Annotated in this window: 18 protein-coding genes and 1 tRNA gene; 12 read left to right on the top strand and 7 right to left on the bottom strand. The window is 68.5% G+C overall.

The window, feature by feature from the left end:
* Positions 1-158: 158 nt before the first annotated feature.
* Both ABD841_RS18045 and ABD841_RS18040 read right to left on the bottom strand, forming a co-directional pair.
* On the bottom strand, positions 159-935 hold the full coding sequence (locus ABD841_RS18045; protein ID WP_344972877.1) for a M15 family metallopeptidase: 777 nt from the start codon (positions 933-935) through the stop codon (positions 159-161).
* A 97-nt stretch (positions 936-1,032) separates the two neighbouring features.
* Entirely contained in the window at positions 1,033-1,935 is a 903-nt protein-coding gene (locus ABD841_RS18040; RefSeq protein WP_344972875.1) for a helix-turn-helix domain-containing protein, read from the bottom strand.
* 54 nt (positions 1,936-1,989) lie between these two features.
* On the opposite strand from ABD841_RS18040, the gene rplK reads away from it, so the two are divergent.
* Positions 1,990-2,415, top strand: a complete 426-nt coding sequence (gene rplK / locus ABD841_RS18035) for a 50S ribosomal protein L11 (protein ID WP_344972873.1) — start codon at positions 1,990-1,992, stop codon at positions 2,413-2,415.
* Positions 2,416-2,776: 361 nt separating this feature from the next.
* On the top strand, positions 2,777-3,958 hold the full coding sequence (locus tag ABD841_RS18030) for an AAA family ATPase (RefSeq protein WP_344972871.1): 1,182 nt from the start codon (positions 2,777-2,779) through the stop codon (positions 3,956-3,958).
* A gap of 125 nt (positions 3,959-4,083) precedes the next feature.
* Here ABD841_RS18030 and ABD841_RS18025 read toward each other — a convergent pair whose 3' ends face one another.
* Together ABD841_RS18025 and ABD841_RS18020 are read right to left on the bottom strand one after the other, a co-directional pair.
* A complete protein-coding gene (locus tag ABD841_RS18025) occupies positions 4,084-4,929 on the bottom strand; it encodes a MauE/DoxX family redox-associated membrane protein (protein WP_344972869.1) in 846 nt (281 codons plus the stop codon).
* A 5-nt stretch (positions 4,930-4,934) separates the two neighbouring features.
* Positions 4,935-5,885, bottom strand: coding sequence for a hypothetical protein (locus ABD841_RS18020; RefSeq protein ID WP_344972867.1), 951 nt, complete (start codon positions 5,883-5,885; stop codon positions 4,935-4,937).
* Between the two features lie 297 nt (positions 5,886-6,182).
* Here ABD841_RS18020 and ABD841_RS18015 point away from each other — a divergent pair, with 297 nt between their 5' ends.
* Positions 6,183-6,701: a SigE family RNA polymerase sigma factor gene (locus ABD841_RS18015; protein ID WP_344972865.1), complete on the top strand. Its 519-nt coding sequence runs from the start codon at positions 6,183-6,185 to the stop codon at positions 6,699-6,701.
* A gap of 133 nt (positions 6,702-6,834) precedes the next feature.
* Here ABD841_RS18015 and ABD841_RS18010 read toward each other — a convergent pair whose 3' ends face one another.
* On the bottom strand, positions 6,835-7,362 hold the full coding sequence (locus ABD841_RS18010; protein ID WP_344972863.1) for a MarR family winged helix-turn-helix transcriptional regulator: 528 nt from the start codon (positions 7,360-7,362) through the stop codon (positions 6,835-6,837).
* Positions 7,363-7,463: 101 nt separating this feature from the next.
* On the opposite strand from ABD841_RS18010, the gene ABD841_RS18005 reads away from it, so the two are divergent.
* Both ABD841_RS18005 and ABD841_RS18000 read left to right on the top strand, forming a co-directional pair.
* Positions 7,464-8,024: a YceI family protein gene (locus ABD841_RS18005; protein ID WP_344972861.1), complete on the top strand. Its 561-nt coding sequence runs from the start codon at positions 7,464-7,466 to the stop codon at positions 8,022-8,024.
* Between the two features lie 270 nt (positions 8,025-8,294).
* Positions 8,295-8,384, top strand: a tRNA-Ser gene (locus ABD841_RS18000).
* Between the two features lie 93 nt (positions 8,385-8,477).
* On the opposite strand, the gene ABD841_RS17995 is transcribed toward ABD841_RS18000, so the two are convergent.
* Positions 8,478-9,884 carry a tyrosine-type recombinase/integrase gene (locus ABD841_RS17995; RefSeq protein ID WP_344972859.1) on the bottom strand — a complete coding sequence of 469 codons (1,407 nt, stop codon included), beginning with the start codon at positions 9,882-9,884 and terminating at the stop codon, positions 8,478-8,480.
* On the bottom strand, positions 9,881-10,576 hold the full coding sequence (locus tag ABD841_RS17990; RefSeq protein WP_344972857.1) for a hypothetical protein: 696 nt from the start codon (positions 10,574-10,576) through the stop codon (positions 9,881-9,883). Before ABD841_RS17990 ends, ABD841_RS17995 begins: the two co-directional genes overlap by 4 nt.
* A 133-nt stretch (positions 10,577-10,709) precedes the next feature.
* Here ABD841_RS17990 and ABD841_RS17985 point away from each other — a divergent pair, with 133 nt between their 5' ends.
* Genes ABD841_RS17985 through ABD841_RS17955 form a run of 7 tightly spaced genes read left to right on the top strand, consistent with a single transcriptional unit; the run spans position 10,710 to position 14,146 of the window.
* Positions 10,710-10,916: a helix-turn-helix domain-containing protein gene (locus ABD841_RS17985; RefSeq protein ID WP_344972855.1), complete on the top strand. Its 207-nt coding sequence runs from the start codon at positions 10,710-10,712 to the stop codon at positions 10,914-10,916.
* A gap of 2 nt (positions 10,917-10,918) precedes the next feature.
* Entirely contained in the window at positions 10,919-11,149 is a 231-nt protein-coding gene (locus ABD841_RS17980) for a hypothetical protein (protein ID WP_344972853.1), read from the top strand.
* Position 11,150: 1 nt separating this feature from the next.
* Positions 11,151-11,672: a hypothetical protein gene (locus tag ABD841_RS17975; RefSeq protein WP_344972851.1), complete on the top strand. Its 522-nt coding sequence runs from the start codon at positions 11,151-11,153 to the stop codon at positions 11,670-11,672.
* A complete protein-coding gene (locus tag ABD841_RS17970) occupies positions 11,669-11,809 on the top strand; it encodes a hypothetical protein (RefSeq protein ID WP_344972849.1) in 141 nt (46 codons plus the stop codon). The genes ABD841_RS17975 and ABD841_RS17970 overlap by 4 nt, the downstream gene beginning before the upstream one ends.
* The gene (locus ABD841_RS17965) at positions 11,806-12,171 is read left to right on the top strand and encodes a hypothetical protein (RefSeq protein WP_344972847.1); all 366 of its coding nucleotides are present in this window, start codon (positions 11,806-11,808) and stop codon (positions 12,169-12,171) included. The genes ABD841_RS17970 and ABD841_RS17965 overlap by 4 nt, the downstream gene beginning before the upstream one ends.
* A complete protein-coding gene (locus ABD841_RS17960) occupies positions 12,168-13,040 on the top strand; it encodes a toprim domain-containing protein (RefSeq protein ID WP_344972845.1) in 873 nt (290 codons plus the stop codon). The genes ABD841_RS17965 and ABD841_RS17960 overlap by 4 nt, the downstream gene beginning before the upstream one ends.
* Positions 13,037-14,146 carry an AAA family ATPase gene (locus tag ABD841_RS17955; RefSeq protein ID WP_344972843.1) on the top strand — a complete coding sequence of 370 codons (1,110 nt, stop codon included), beginning with the start codon at positions 13,037-13,039 and terminating at the stop codon, positions 14,144-14,146. The genes ABD841_RS17960 and ABD841_RS17955 overlap by 4 nt, the downstream gene beginning before the upstream one ends.
* The last annotated feature ends 266 nt before the right edge of the window (positions 14,147-14,412 follow it).

Genomic DNA, 14,412 nt, shown 5'->3' with positions numbered 1-14,412 from the left:
ATCCATTGAATTTCCGATAAATCGCTATTTCCAGAAATATGCTCTATTCCGGAAATTCCGCCACGCGGATGCCGCGGCCGGGCAGGTACGCGTCCAGGCGAAGGCGCGCGTCCACGCGGGGTGTCCGGACCATGCGGGGTTCCGCGACCGGCGCGGTCTCAGCCGCCGCTCTTCGAGAAGTGCTGGTAGTCCTTGATCCCGGACCAGTAGCCGCCCCACTCCCAGCCGGCTCGCTCGAAGGCCCTGACCACCCGGTCGTCAGGGTTGATCACGCCGGGGGCCTTCACCGGGCGCCTGGCGAACTTCCGCGCGTTCGCGTGCGCCACCGAGCCGTCACTGGACACGTACGGGTTCTCGCGGGGGTTGATGTCGATGGCCCGGCCGTACGCGTGCTGGGACCAGCTGCTCGATCCCGTCGCCGGACGGCAGTTGAAGGCCGAGGTGTTGTCGGCGTCGATGGACTCGAAGTCGCTGCCCTTGTAGACGTCAACGAGTTCCATCTTGTGGATCGGCCAGCGCCAGTCGTACAGGCGCCCGAAGATCGAGACGATGTCCTGGGCCGCGTCCCTGTGCACGACCAGTTCGCCGGTGTGTGGCTTGTCGTCGAAGCCCCAGTACGTCATGGTGACCAGTCGCAGGTCGCGGACCGGGACCGGGCAGCCGGGCCGCCAGGAGTACTTCAGCCGGTCGCGGGCGACCCTGGAGATCGTGGCGGAGAACTTCGGAGGGCCGGTGGGCGCCGGCGTCGCGGTGGCCGGCTCCGGGGTGGCCGAGCCGGTCGGGGGTGTCGGCGAAGGGGGCGGGACCGGTGAGGACGCGGTCGCCGAGGCCGGCGCCGCGGTGGCCGGTGGGGCGGGATGTGAGGTGGCCGGGCCGCAGGCGGCCGCGAACAGGCAGCCGGCGGACACCGCGAGCACCGCTCTCGTACGGGTCACGAATCTGGAGCTTCCCACTGTGACGTCCCCCCGTTTGTCTCCTCGACGAAACTCTATAAATCAGACAAAAGCGACAATCATCAATTGTATTGATCGATTACGCGACGTGATAAGCGGCCGCGGCGCCGATCCACTCATGGGCGACCACGGGTTCGGGCGGCCAAGGTGCGTCGTCGAGCGTCGCCATCAGCTCCCAGTATCGGCTCGCCCGGGGATCATGTCCGGCGTAGTCCCGTGCGACGGCCTCGGGGGTGCGTCCCTGCGCCTCCGCCAGGAGTGAGAGGATCTCGGTCACCACCGGCGCGGCGGCCGCCGATCCGGGGTCCACGCCCTCGCGCACCGCCGCCAGCGCCTTCCGGGTCGCCAGGGCGTTGGCCTCGTGCCAGGCGGTCGGGTCGATCGCGGCGGCGTTCCGCCAGAAGCCGGTGGCCGTCTCGCGCAGTGAGGCGCGGAAGCCGTCGTCGGCGAGGAGCTCGGTCAACTCCAGCCAGGCGTCGAGCTGCCCGACGCTCGGCTCCTCGGGGAGGTCGGGCACCATGGCCGCGCGCAGGCCGCCGAGCCACTCCTCCCTGGCCGCGTTTCCTCCTGAGACGGCGTCGACGAACTCGTTGACCAGCGCGGCCGTCTCCGCCGCGCCGAGCCGGCCGAGCGCGTTGAGCCGGCGCAGGTCGTCGTCAGAGGGGGTGTCCCGCTCCAACGTGGCCCGGAGCACCGCCCGGGTCCGCTGCAACGACGTGATCTGCGCCTCCACCGCGCGCAGGTGCAGCGAGAGCACCTGGCGCAGGTCGCGCTCGCCCAGCGACCTGATGGTCGCCAGATCGACGCCGATCTCGCGCAGCGTGCGGACGAGCTCCAGCCGTACCCGGTCCTCGTCCTCGTACAGGCGGTACCCGCCCCGCGTGCGGCCACGCTCGGGGAGCACTCCGGTGTCGGAGTAGAAGCGGATCGTTTTCACGGTCAGCCCGGAGAGCTTGGCGAGCTGTCCGATCGTGTAGCTCATGGCCTGATTATTCAGCTTGAGCCTCCAGTTACGGGAGACTTTACCGTTGCGGGCATGTCGAAGAAGAAGGTCAGCCGGACCGCGAAACTGCAGCTCCCGGCGGGTGAGGCCAGCCCCGCCGCCGTCGGCAAGGACCTCGGGCCGCTGGGCCTGAACCTCGTCGAGTTCTGCCGTCAGTACAACGCCGCCACCCAGGATCGCCGTGGGTTCGTCGTCCCCGTGGTCGTCACGGTGTTCGAGGACCGCTCGTTCGAACTGGCGGTCAAGATGCCCACCACGGCGTCCCTGATCCGCCGGACGCTCGGCCTCGACGGCGGCAGCCCGCGCCCCGGGCACCAGCGGGCCGGCACGATCACCCGCGCGCAACTGCGGGAGGTGGCAAGGACCAAGATGCCCGATCTCAACACCGCCGACCTGGACCAGGCCGAAAAGATCGTCGCGGGAACCGCCCGCTCGATGGGTCTCACCGTCCGGGACTGACCGCGATTGTGGTTCGCGGCCGGAGACGGCGGTGGCCCCGACCGGAGGCCGGCCGGAGAGGGCGGTGGTTCATGGCCGCCTGGGGCAGCGGTGGGGTGGTGGTCCACGTTCTTGGCGGAGCTTTTCATCGAAACGTATCGCGCTTGTGTTCGAACCCGCGCTACAGTCATGGGCACCGGATCGAACACGGGTTCGGACGACGTTCTTCCAGGTGAAGGGGTGTGCCATGGCGACTGTCGCGACGCCGCCGGCGGTCCGCGCCCCGCTGCCCAGGGCGCCGGTCGAAGACGGTGCGACACGCCGTAGCGCTTTCTACGGAAATCTACGTCGGCCGCTATATCCCGTCATAAAGTCCGAGAGCGTGGACCCCGTGCGGAATCCCTACGCCCCCGGTGCGGGGCAGCGCCCCCCAGAGCTCGCCGGGCGCGACCGAGAGCTGCAGCAGTTCGAGATCGTCCTGGAGCGGGTGGCCCGCGGGCGCCCCGAGCGCAGCATGGTGGTGACCGGGCTGCGAGGCGTCGGCAAGACCGTCCTGCTCAACACCTTCAAGTCGATGGCCATGCAACGGCTGTGGGGCACCGGGAAGATCGAGGCCCGGCCCGACCAGTCGATCCGGCGCCCGGTGGCCGCCGCGCTCCACATGGCCGTCCGCGAACTGGCCCCCCGTCACCGCGCGCCCGAGCGCATCGAGGAGTTCCTCGGCGTGCTCAAGGCCTTCGCGATGCGCGACCCGTCGGCGGCCAAGGGCACCTCGCACTGGTCGCCCGCGATCGACGTGCCCGCGCAGCGGGGCCGCGCCGACTCCGGAGACCTGGAGATCGACCTCACCGAGCTGTTCGTCGACGCCGCCGGCGTCGCCACCGACCTGGGTGTCGGCATCGCCCTGTTCATCGACGAGATGCAGGACGTGCCGGCCCCCGACATCTCGGCCCTCTGCGCGGCCTGCCACGAGCTTTCCCAGAGCGGTGGCCCACTGATCGTGGTCGGCGCGGGGCTGCCGCACCTGCCCGGCGTGCTCTCCGCCAGCAAGAGCTACTCCGAGCGACTGTTCCGGTACGCCAGAATCGACCGGCTCGACCGCGAGGCGGCCGATCTGGCGCTCATCGTCCCGGCCCAGGGTGAGGGGGTGGAGTTCACCCAGGAGGCTCTCGACGCGCTCTACGAGGCGGCCGACGGCTATCCCTACTTCGTCCAGGCCTACGGCAAGGTCGCGTGGGACCTGGCGCTGCGCAGCCCGATCACCGCCGACGACATCAGGGTCTCCGCTCCCGAAGCCGAGGAGGAGCTCGCGGTCGGGTTCTTCGGCAGCCGCTACGAGCGGGCCACCCCCGCCGAGCGTGACTACATGCACGCCATGGCCGCCATCGGCGACGAGCCGGTGCCGACGGCCGAGGTCGCCGAAGGGCTCGGTCGCAAGCCGTCCAGCCTCTCCCCGGCCCGCGACAGTCTCATCAAGAAAGGACTGATCTACAGCGCGGAACGCGGCCTGATCGCATTCACCGTGCCGCACTTCGGAAAGTTCCTGCGTTCCCAGCCGATCTGAACATGTGTTCGATATACTGTCGCCAGCTCCCATAATCCTCTATACGGCTCTCTAGTGGGGAAGCTAGAGAGCCGTATAGAGCTCGATCGTCGAGGCGGAGAGGCGCTAGGGGAAACTAGGGCTGTCTAGCGTCCGGCCGATATGGGAGTAGATTCCAGAAGAGGCTCGGCCGCCACCGGCTGCCCGTCGGAGTCGACCAGCGCGACCCGCACCGCCGGATGCCGTCCGCTGAGGTAGACCGCGAAGACCACATCCACCGGGTCGCCCGCCGGGCTCCGGCCCGGGTAGACGAAGAACCGCCAGCACAGCTCCCGCCAGCTGTCGACCGGATCCGGGCTCGACAGCAGCCCGACATGCGAGCGCCAGACCGTGCTCGCCCGCAGGCGGCCGAGGGCGGTGGCCGGGTTCAGGCGCCGCTGCTCGCAGGGGGCGCGGTAGCGGAGCCGGGCGACCGTCTCCTCCACCTCCGGCGAGAGCGCGAGGAGCACCGCCAGGCCGGCCAGCGCGGCAGGCACATGATCCCACCCCAGACCGGCCAGCGTCTTCCAGCCGGGCACCTGCGGAGTCCAGAGCAGGCCCGCCGACATGCCGGTCAGCACCACCGTCCGGCCCAACGACCGCCACCCCACCGGAATGGCGCTGACCTCGCCGAAGCAGCCGCAACCCACATCCGGGCGCCGGCGTCGCAACTCCCACAGAACGTATGTGGACAGCGCGAAGAACGCGACCGCGCTCCACCAGAAGAACGGATGCCCGGTCACGAGCATGCCGCCCACCAGGAACAGCTCGCCGAGCGCGCAGGCCAGCATCACGGGCGTGCGCCAGCGCTCGGCCACCAGCACAGCCGGTCCGAGTCTGCTCAACGCGCCCGGCTCGGATTCGTGCGTGGCCGTCCACATCTTGGCGACCGTGCCGGCGAGCAGCAGCAGGACCAGGACCGGCAGCTGTGCGGTGGCGATCGTCGTCAGCATCGGTGTCACCCCATTCCCACCCGGGCGTTGAAGCACCCCGCGGTCAGGTCTCCGCCGAGTTCCACAAAGGATCTCGGTGACAGTTCCACGATCCGGCCGCGGGGGGAGGTGCCGCACTCCAGGCATCGGTCGCAGAACCGGCCGGCCAGGCATCCGCATGCCACGACCGGCAGCACCGACGTGCGTCCGGAGCACACGTTGCGCACGTTGAGCATCGAGCCCAGCGCGAGGTAGGGCAGTCCGGTGCAGGAGATCCCCGCGTCGTCGCAGGCCGCGTCCGAGCGCTCCAACATGGGATAGGCCACACCCTGCTCTTCCACGTCGAAGGTGTCGGACCAGGTGGCCGTACCTGATATTCGCGACTGCACGCCGCCGTAGCCGGTGGGCGGCGGCGGCACGGCCGTCCACCGATAGGGCGGCTGGGAGGTGGCCGGCAGCCTCGCGTGGGCCACCCCGTCCTCGCGGACCCCGATGGCGTCGAAAAGGTAGCCGGGCTCGAACTTCGGATGCCGGACCTGCAACCGCCCCGACGCGCGGTAGGGGACGACGACCGTGCGCCGCCCCCGGTGCGGCCCGCAGTGCAGCTCCAGGGTGCGATCCTTGCTCTCGGTGCCGACGGCCTGGATGACCCCGGTGATCCGGGTGATGTCCGCCCAGATCCGGTCCACGACCCGGCCCGACCGCAGTGCCTTGATGATCACATTGGCGCCCACCGGCAGATCCGCCGGGTTGACGGCCTCGCCGCGCCAGGCGGTCGCCCACGGTGCGATCACCAGCCGCTCCTCGTGGCCGTCCGGGGTGTCGATGACGATCAGGTGCGGGCTGACGTCGATGACCGTGCCGCTGATCGCGTGGAAGGGCTCACTCTCCTCGGAGACCGGCCCGGGTTCCTGCACGGTCCGGCCGAGCGCGGCCGCCGCCAGCGCGCGGCGGCGATCGGCGCTGCGATAGGGCATCGTCGCTCCCCAGGTTCTGCAAGCTGTCGCAGCCAGCGTCACATGCTTCGCGGCATCCCGCTGGTCGCTCGGCCAATAATGACGCCAGGTCTCCGACCAGGTATGAAAGTTCCTCTCCTGCGTAGAAGGCATCGGCCCCCATCCGTGGGCAAAACACTCCCCAGCGGTTCTTACGTGCTCCGCCGCCCATCGAAGCCGATCTTTGCCGTTGACGGGACGAAACATAGATTCCGGTTCAGCCACACTATGGGCTCGGGCTGCGATTCTGACCACGTTACGCACCCGGAGCGCAGGCTGGTGATCGCGGTGACCGGCGGGACCCACGAGGAATTCCGCGAGTACGTCGTTGCTCGCGGTCCGGCGTTGCTGCGCGTGGCCTACCAGCTCACCGGGCACGCCAGCGACGCCGAGGACCTGCTCCAGGCGGCCCTGGTCAAGACCTACCTCGCCTGGGACCGCATCCAGGACCGTGCGGCACTGGACGGCTACGTGCGCCGGGCGATGGTCAACATCAACATCTCCTGGTGGCGGCGGCGCAAGCTGGAGGAGTACCCGTCGGCGGAGCTTCCCGAGCCGGCTCTCACCGGTGACTTCGCCTACCTGCCCGAGCGGGTCGAACAGGCCCTCGACCGGCTGCCCACCCGGATGCGTGCCGCGATCATGCTGCGCTACTACGAGGACATGACCGAGTCGGAGATCGCCACGGCCCTGGGCGTCAGCGTCGGGACGGTCAAAAGCACGGTCTCCCGCGCGATGGCCAAACTCCGCGGCGACCTCGTCCTGGCCGAGTCGCGCCGTCTGGAACCTCAGGTCTGACGCCCGTCGCGGTACGCGGATCCGATCCCTCGCCGGGGCGGCTCCACCGCTCCTCCGCCAGGGTGGACCGGAAGCGGACCAGCGGCTGGCCGGGGGTCTCCACCCCGGCGGATCACCCGGACGGGACGGGCCCTCACTCGGCGGGGATGAGTTTCGTTCCGGCGTCGGCGTGCCGCCGGTCGGCTTCGGGGAGGGCCGTCTCCGCGCCTGCGGTGGCGCATGGCCGGACGGCGTCCCGGATGGTCCTGAGAGCGTCGAGGAAGGTGCCGAGCTGCTCGGGCGTGAGAAGCCCCGTGAACCAGGTCTCGATGTCGGTCAGGTGCTGCGGGATGACGCCGCTGAGCCGGTCGGTGCCGACCTGGGTGATGGCCGCGTAGGAGGCCCGCCGGTCCGTGGCACACGACTGCCTCGCCACCAGCCCCTCGCGCTCCAGTCTGTCGACGACCCGGGTCATCCCGCTCGTCGACAGGCCCGTCTGCGCGGCCAGGTCGCTCATCCGCAGGCGCTGCCCCGGCGAGCGCGCCAGCCTGATCAGGGTCTCGAAGTCGATCTCCGAAAGCCCTGCCGTCGCGAACGACTGGTGCGTCTTCGCCGAGATGCCGGCATACGTCTCTGCGAGGAGGCCCATGGCGGTCAGCCGGGGATCGTCAAAGGGGATCACGTTCACACTGTATCCGACGGTAGTTGACGTGAGGAATATTCCTCATGTAGAAATCTGTTGACGCAAGCATCCATTCGGCAAGACCTCTTCGGGAGCAGATCATGACCACTCGGACCTGGGAAAGCCTCCAGATTCCCACCCCCGGCACCTTCGTCCTCGACGCCGCCCACACCCGGATCGGCTTCGTGGTCAAGCACATGATGGTGAGCAAGGTCCGCGGTCACTTCGACGAGTTCTCCGGCAGCGTCACCATCGCCGAGAACCCGCTGGAGTCCTCCGCCGAACTCACGATCAAGACCGCGAGCATCAGCACCGGCGCTCCCGACCGCGACGGTCACCTGCGCAGCGACGACTTCCTCGCGGCGGAGAAGTTCCCCGAGCTGACCTTCCGCAGCACCCGCGTCGTCGGTCACTCCGGTGACACCTTCACCGTGCTCGGTGACCTCACCGTCCGTGACGTCACCAAGCCGGTCGAGCTCACCGTCGAGTACGGCGGCGCCGGCACCAACCCGTGGGGCCAGGAGCTGTGGGGCTTCTCGATCTCGGCCGAGATCGACCGCGAGGAGTTCGGCCTCACCTGGAACCAGGCCCTGGAGACCGGCGGCGTCCTGGTCGGCAAGAAGGTCAAGATCGAGATTGAGGGCGAGGCCAACCGCGCCTGATCTCCGAGATCACCTCAAGGCCCCTCTCCCGCCCCGGGGAGAGGGGCCTTCTCGCTGGCCGCCCACCGGGATCCGGCGTCTCGCAGAGCGGTAATCCACAGGCTCTTCCCCCTCCCTCGCAGGGAGATCACACGTTTGTCCACAGATGTGGACCGGGTTGTCCACTACCTGTGGATAACTTCCCCGAACCTCCCTCTCACGACGCGACAGCCAACCGCTTTGCCGCCTCGCCGGATGGCCGGTACTCTGTGCTGAGCCACACGGCAACCAGGAGGCTTCGCCTAGTCAGGTCTATGGCGCCGCACTGCTAATGCGGTTTGGGTTTACCGCCCATCCGGGGTTCAAATCCCCGAGCCTCCGCTGTGACCAGGGAGTTCGTGAGAAATCACGGGCTCCCTTCGTCATTTCAGCGATCACTTCGGCTCCCTGATGGCACATAGATGGCACAGGCGGTCAGATTCGGTTCCGGCGCGGCACGAAGGCGGCGATCGCCTGAGCGGCCTGCTCGGCGAGTTCCTCGGCCACCGACGTGTAGACGTCGCTCGTGAAGGCCGCAGTCGCGTGGCCGAGGATCTCGGAGATGACCTTGATGGGGACGCCGGCGGCGAGCAGCATCGTGGCCGCGCCGTGGCGGAGGTCGTGAAAGCGGACGGGCGGCAGGCCAGCCCGCGCCGTCAGAGTGCCGAACCGCTCAGAGACGTACTCGGGGCGGAGGGCAGAGCCATCCTCCCGGGTGAAGACCCGGCCGGAATCCACCCACGCCTCACCCCATTCCAGGCGCTTGGCGAGCTGCCGCTTGCGCCATGCCCGGAGGGTGGCCGCGGTGTCCTCATCGATCGTGATGACGCGGTCGGAGTTCTCGGTCTTGGTGTCGTCGAGCTCGTCGTCGGGCTGCGCCTGGCGGATGTGCACGCGCCGGGTGTCGAGGCCAACATCGGCCCATTCGAGACCGACCAGCTCGCCGCGGCGCAGCCCCCAGTAGGCCGCGAGGTGGAACAGCGGATACAGCCACTGATCCTCGACGGCGTCGAGGAAGGCGCCGGTCTGGTGCTGTGTCCACACCATCACCTTGGCCGGGCTCTTGCCGGTCTCCTTCCACCGCTCGACGCGCTCGGCCGTCCACAGCAGCGGCTTGGCCTTCCTCGCCTTGCCGAAGGTGACGACTGACGCCGGGTTCCGTGTGATCTTCCCGGCCCGTACGGCGTCGTTGAGCGCCTTGGAGAGTACGGCGTGCATCCGCTTGATCCGGGCCGGAGTGAGCGGCCGGGTGGAGTAGCGGCGACCGTCCCGCTTGGCGCGCGCCCCGACGAGCCGTCGCATCAGGTCCGAGGGGTCGTTGTCGGCCTCCGGACGGTTGATCTTCCGCATGGCCGCGTACAGCTCGCGGATGTGGTGGTCGCGCAGGTCGACGAGACGGATGTGCCCGAGGCCCGGCTTGAAGTACAGGTCGATGGCCTCGCGGTAGCTCTCGACGGTGCTCTTGGCCAAGTCGTCCTCGACGGCCTGGCGGCCGGCGATGTAGTCAGTGAGGTAGTCACCGACCTTCAGGTTCCGGTCGTCGACGTGCTCACCGCGGCTCACCTGGCCCTGTGCCTCGGCGAGCGCGGTCAGGCATTCCTTCTCCGTCGCGAACGGGCCCACTCGCGGCTGCCGGCGCTTGCCGTCCGCGGAGCGCGGCGCCTCGTACCGGCCGTACCATGCGCCGTGCTTGGCGTTCCACCGCCACCGGGGTTGGCCAGCCTTGTCGAGCTTCGGAGCGCCGTCCTTGTCGGTCTCGTACAGCTTGAGGTCAGGGCACTTGTTGCCGAGGAGCCGGCCCGTCTCGGGGGCGCGGCAGGAACACGCCTTGTACGGTTTCACGGTTCCTCCTTGGGTGGGGGTGGGGCCTCGATGTACTCGCCGCCCGCGTCGATGATCGCTTGCTTGAGTCGTTCGCGGTCCTGCTTCACAGCGGCCTTTGCTTCATCGAGGGCGGCTTGTGCCTCTTCGAGTTCTCGCTGGCGCTCGAAACGGTCCCCCAGGTCGGCCTTACCTCGTCTAGCCGGAGGCAAGAAGCCTCGAAGGCGAGCTTCCCTGATCCATCCATGAACCGTGGTCACCTTCGTATCTGCATCGGCGGCCATTGCGGCGGCGGGATGGGGAACGGCCCGGTTCCATGTCTTGAAGTGCTCGGCAACCAGGCGGGAGAACTCCACGGGATCCATTCCTGGCGTTCGCCTTAGAGGTGGGAGCTTGTCGACCTCTTCCCGTACGGTGTCCTGGCTGATGTTGATCGAGTTTTCGAGTGCTGCGACAGGGACCTTCCGCAGCACTTCGGCAGGGATCGCCTCACCAAGCATTACCAGGCCGGACAGCACAAAGCGGCCCAGCTCATTCTTCGTGTACCTGGCGTAGAGCTCCGCTCCGGGGATTGTCACGTCCCTGTGCCAGACGCGCCAGAGATCACCACCAAACCACTCCTTCAGGTTCTTCTCCAGCTCTTGTGGGCTGTAGTCATCCCCTTCCGGATCGTCAGGTGTCCAGTTCGGATCTCTCAACCCTCGGTGCTTCATGGTCCGACCGTACGGCAAGTTCAGCCAAGTTCAAAAGAGCTGCGTCATATCTCCATGAACCCTGCAGGAGTTGCGCTCTGGCCTATGGTCTGCTTCCCTTTGCCATGAAGCCTGCAGAAATCATGGAGGACTCATGCAGAGCGACGATGAACTCGTCTACACCGTGGACGAGACGGTGGCCAAGCTGAAGATCGCTAAGAGCCGGGTGTTCGCGCTGATCAAGTCAGGCGCGATCGAATCGATCCTGATCGACGGTCCTCGGACCCGCAGAATCCCCCGCTCTGCGCTTGTGGACTACATCGAGCGTCTGCGGGCGGAGCAGAACGGCAGCGCCGCCTAGCCATGAAGACGCCCTGGACTCGTGAGGCGATTGAAGCGCTCGGCGCCACCACGAACGTTGAGACCGCCGCGTCCGTGCTCGGTGTCTCCCCCTGGCTGGCCTATGACCTCATCCGCCGCAAGGAGTGGCCAACTCGGGCTCTGCGCCTCGGCCGAAAGATCAAGATCCCCACACACGATCTGGTTGTGCTGCTGTACAGCTCGGCCAGCACCGGAGATGACCATGCCGCCTGACATGACGAAGGCCGGCCCCCGTCGCCACAACGGGAACCGGCCCACAAGTTCGACGCTCACCAGCGCCATCACCACCGCCAGAGTAGCCGACGACGCCCCCACCGTCACCGGCATCGCCTACCCGCCCGCCGGGCGCCGAACCTGCTGGCTCGCGATCGTTGAGCGCTGCCCCCACTGTGGGCACGCCCACGCCCACCGCGGCAGCGTCGACGCCCCGCCCAGCGGGCCCGTCACCGGCGGATGCCACGCCCGCTACCAGCTCCTCTCCGGCGACCCCCTCGACGCCGAGCTCTCGCCCGAGCGTTTCGGCCAGTACTCCGCGGCCATCACGGCGGCCCGGAACAGCATCGCCCAGCGCGCCCGCGCCGCCGCGAACCTCGCCACCAGCCCGGTCGGGGCGATCGAGAACGTCGAACTGCTGCGCGCCGCCCTCCACCGGGAGGTCGACCAACTGCTCGACGCCGAAGCCGACCGGCACGGGCCGCTCCTCACCATCCCCCTCGCCGGCGGGGAGGGCAGATGAGCCCGCGCATCATCCAGGCCATCCGCCGGCTTCCCGCCCGCGACCGGGCCCGGCTCACCGAACGGCTCGAGCAACTCCGCCACCTCGACCGGCTCATGCGGCAACCCGGGGCCCTCACCGAGGCGGCGACCAAGTGAACGGCAAGCAAGCCCGCCGCCGACGGGCCCTGTGGCGCGAACAGCTTGAGGCCAGACTCGCCCAAGCCCAAACCGCCACCCCCCGCCAAGTCGGCACCGTCGGCGACAGCGAAGTATGGGAAGTCGGCCCGTTCCTCATGGCCATCCCCACCCTGTTCGACGACTACCCGGCCGCGATCAAGCACGCCATCAGCCGTCGCCGTCGCGCCGCCCTGCACGGGCACTGCGACTGCGGAGCCGAGCGCCGCATCGTCAACCCCCACACGGTCGCCATCGACCACGCCAACGACTGCCCTGCCGGCGACGACCAGCTCGACGCCCTCGCCGCACAGCACGGCCTCACCGTCCGGAGGCTCACATGAGCACCGCATTCGCCCACGTCCTCGAGCGGCTCTACGAGGTCACCGGGCACGCCCCCCGCGGTTCCGCCACCGAGAAGAGCGCACGCTGCCCCGCCCATGATGACCGCCAGCCGTCCCTGTCGGTCGGCATGAAGCAGGACGGCATCGTGGTCCTGAACTGTCACGGCGGCCCCAAGTGCCCCACCGAGGACATCATGGCGGCGCTCAACCTGCCCATGTCCGCCCTGTGGCCTGCCGAACCGCAGGACCGGCACCAACAGCGCAACAGCGACCGCCACGACCGCTGGATGCCCTGTGGACACGACAAGGCCGCTGAGTACCTCTACCGCAACGAGCACGGCACCGTCTTGTACGGCGTTGCCCGGTGCACGCTCAAGGGCAACGGATGCCAGGGTTTCCGACAGTGGCGGCCCGACCCCACCAAACGCTCTGGGCGCCGGTGGAGCCTCCGCGGCGACGACGGTGAGATCGCCGTGCGGCTGGTGCCGTACCGGCTGCCCGAGATCCTCGCGGCCGTCCGCGAGGAACGCGTCGTGATGATCTGCGAAGGCGAGAAGGACGTCGAAGCCCTCCGCGCCCGGCCGCTCATCACCGCGACCTGCAACCCCATGGGCGCGGGCAAGTGGCGGCCCGAGTTCGCCCAGTACTTCCACGGCGCAGACGTCTCCATCGTCGCCGACCGAGACAAAGCCGGCCGCGAGCACGCCGAGGCGATCGTCGCCAACCTGATGCCCGTCACCCGCTCCATCTGCGTCGTTCAGGCCGCCCACGGCAAGGACGCCGCCGACCACCTCGCTGCGGGCGGCACCACCGGCGACTTCATCACCGTGTGGGAGCCCAAGCCGTACAACCTGGAGAACCACGGGTGAGCACCCCGACCGAACCCGCGTGGGCCCCCGACGTCGACAAGACCGGCGCCGAAGTCCAAGCGGAGCACGAGCAGACAACGGCCGCCCGTCGCACCTGGCGGCCGGCCGACCTGTCTGCAGTCCTCGACGGCACCTACCGACCCCCGCAGCCCACCGTTGGCGCCCGAGACGACGGAGTCGGCATGTTCTACCCCGGTCGAGCACACGCCGTCGTCGCCGAATCCGAGGCAGGCAAGACCTGGGCCATGCTCGCCACCCACGCCCACGAGATGCTTGCCGGCCGCGGCACCATCTACCTCGACTTCGAGGACGACGAGGGCGGCGTCGTCGGGCGGCTCCTGGCCATGGGCGTCGCCACTGACGTGATCAGCAAGTACTTCGCGTACATCCGGCCGGAGGAACCGCTCAACGTACCGGGAAGCCGCGAAGACCTGGTCGATGCGCTCGGCGACATCAAGCCCACCCTCGTCACTCTCGACGGCGTCACCGAGGGCATGACACTGCACGGCCTCGACCCGCTCAGCAACAAGGACGTCGCCCAGTTCGGCCAGATGCTCGTCAAGCCCATCACCACACTCGGCGCGGCCGTCGTCAGCCTCGACCACGTCACCAAGGACAAGGAGAGCCGAGGCCGCTACGCCATCGGCGCCGTCCACAAGCTCAACGGCCTCAACGGCGCCATGTACAGCCTCGAGAACCGCGAGCCCTTCGGCGTCGGCGTCACCGGCCGATCTGGCCTCTATATCAGCAAGGACCGGCCCGGCCAACTCCGGCGCCACTCCCTGCCCTCCGCTGGTGACCGCAAGTGGTTCGGAGACCTCGTCGTCACCTCCCACCACGAGCAGTTCGTCGAGGTCACGATCGAACCACCCGCCGGGCACTCCAAGGACTCCGCCTTCCGCCCCACACACGTCATGGCGAAGATCGCCAACGCGCTCAAGGACAAACCCGCTGGCCTGTCGAAGAGCGCCATCGAAGGCGCTGTCGGCGGCAAGCACGAGGTCGCCCGTCTCGCCCTGGAAACCCTCGTCAACGAGGGATACGTGCGCATCGAACGCCACGGGAACGCACACCGGCACATCTTGGAGAGGGCGTTCAACGAGTGATCATCCATCACGTTTCCGCAGGTCAAACCCGCCCCGTCTCGCCCCGCTTCACTCTCTCGCCCCGATCTCGCCCCGTCTCGCCCCTGATCTTGCATTTCAGCAGATCAGACGCGCCCCAGACCTCGCCCCTAATGGGCCTGGCCGAATCTCGCCCTCTCGCCCCTCCCTATATAAGGAGGGGCGAGAGCGAACCGGCGGTGCCAACCCACAAGGCGGGCGACCATGCCCCCCCGCGCTCCGTCCTCCCGAAGTGCCCCGAAGTCCTC

Source organism: Streptosporangium fragile (assembly GCF_039534445.1).
Taxonomy (GTDB): domain Bacteria; phylum Actinomycetota; class Actinomycetes; order Streptosporangiales; family Streptosporangiaceae; genus Streptosporangium; species Streptosporangium fragile.
The sequence above is the reverse complement of the archived record's forward strand: the minus strand, read 5'-3'. Positions and strand labels throughout refer to the sequence as shown.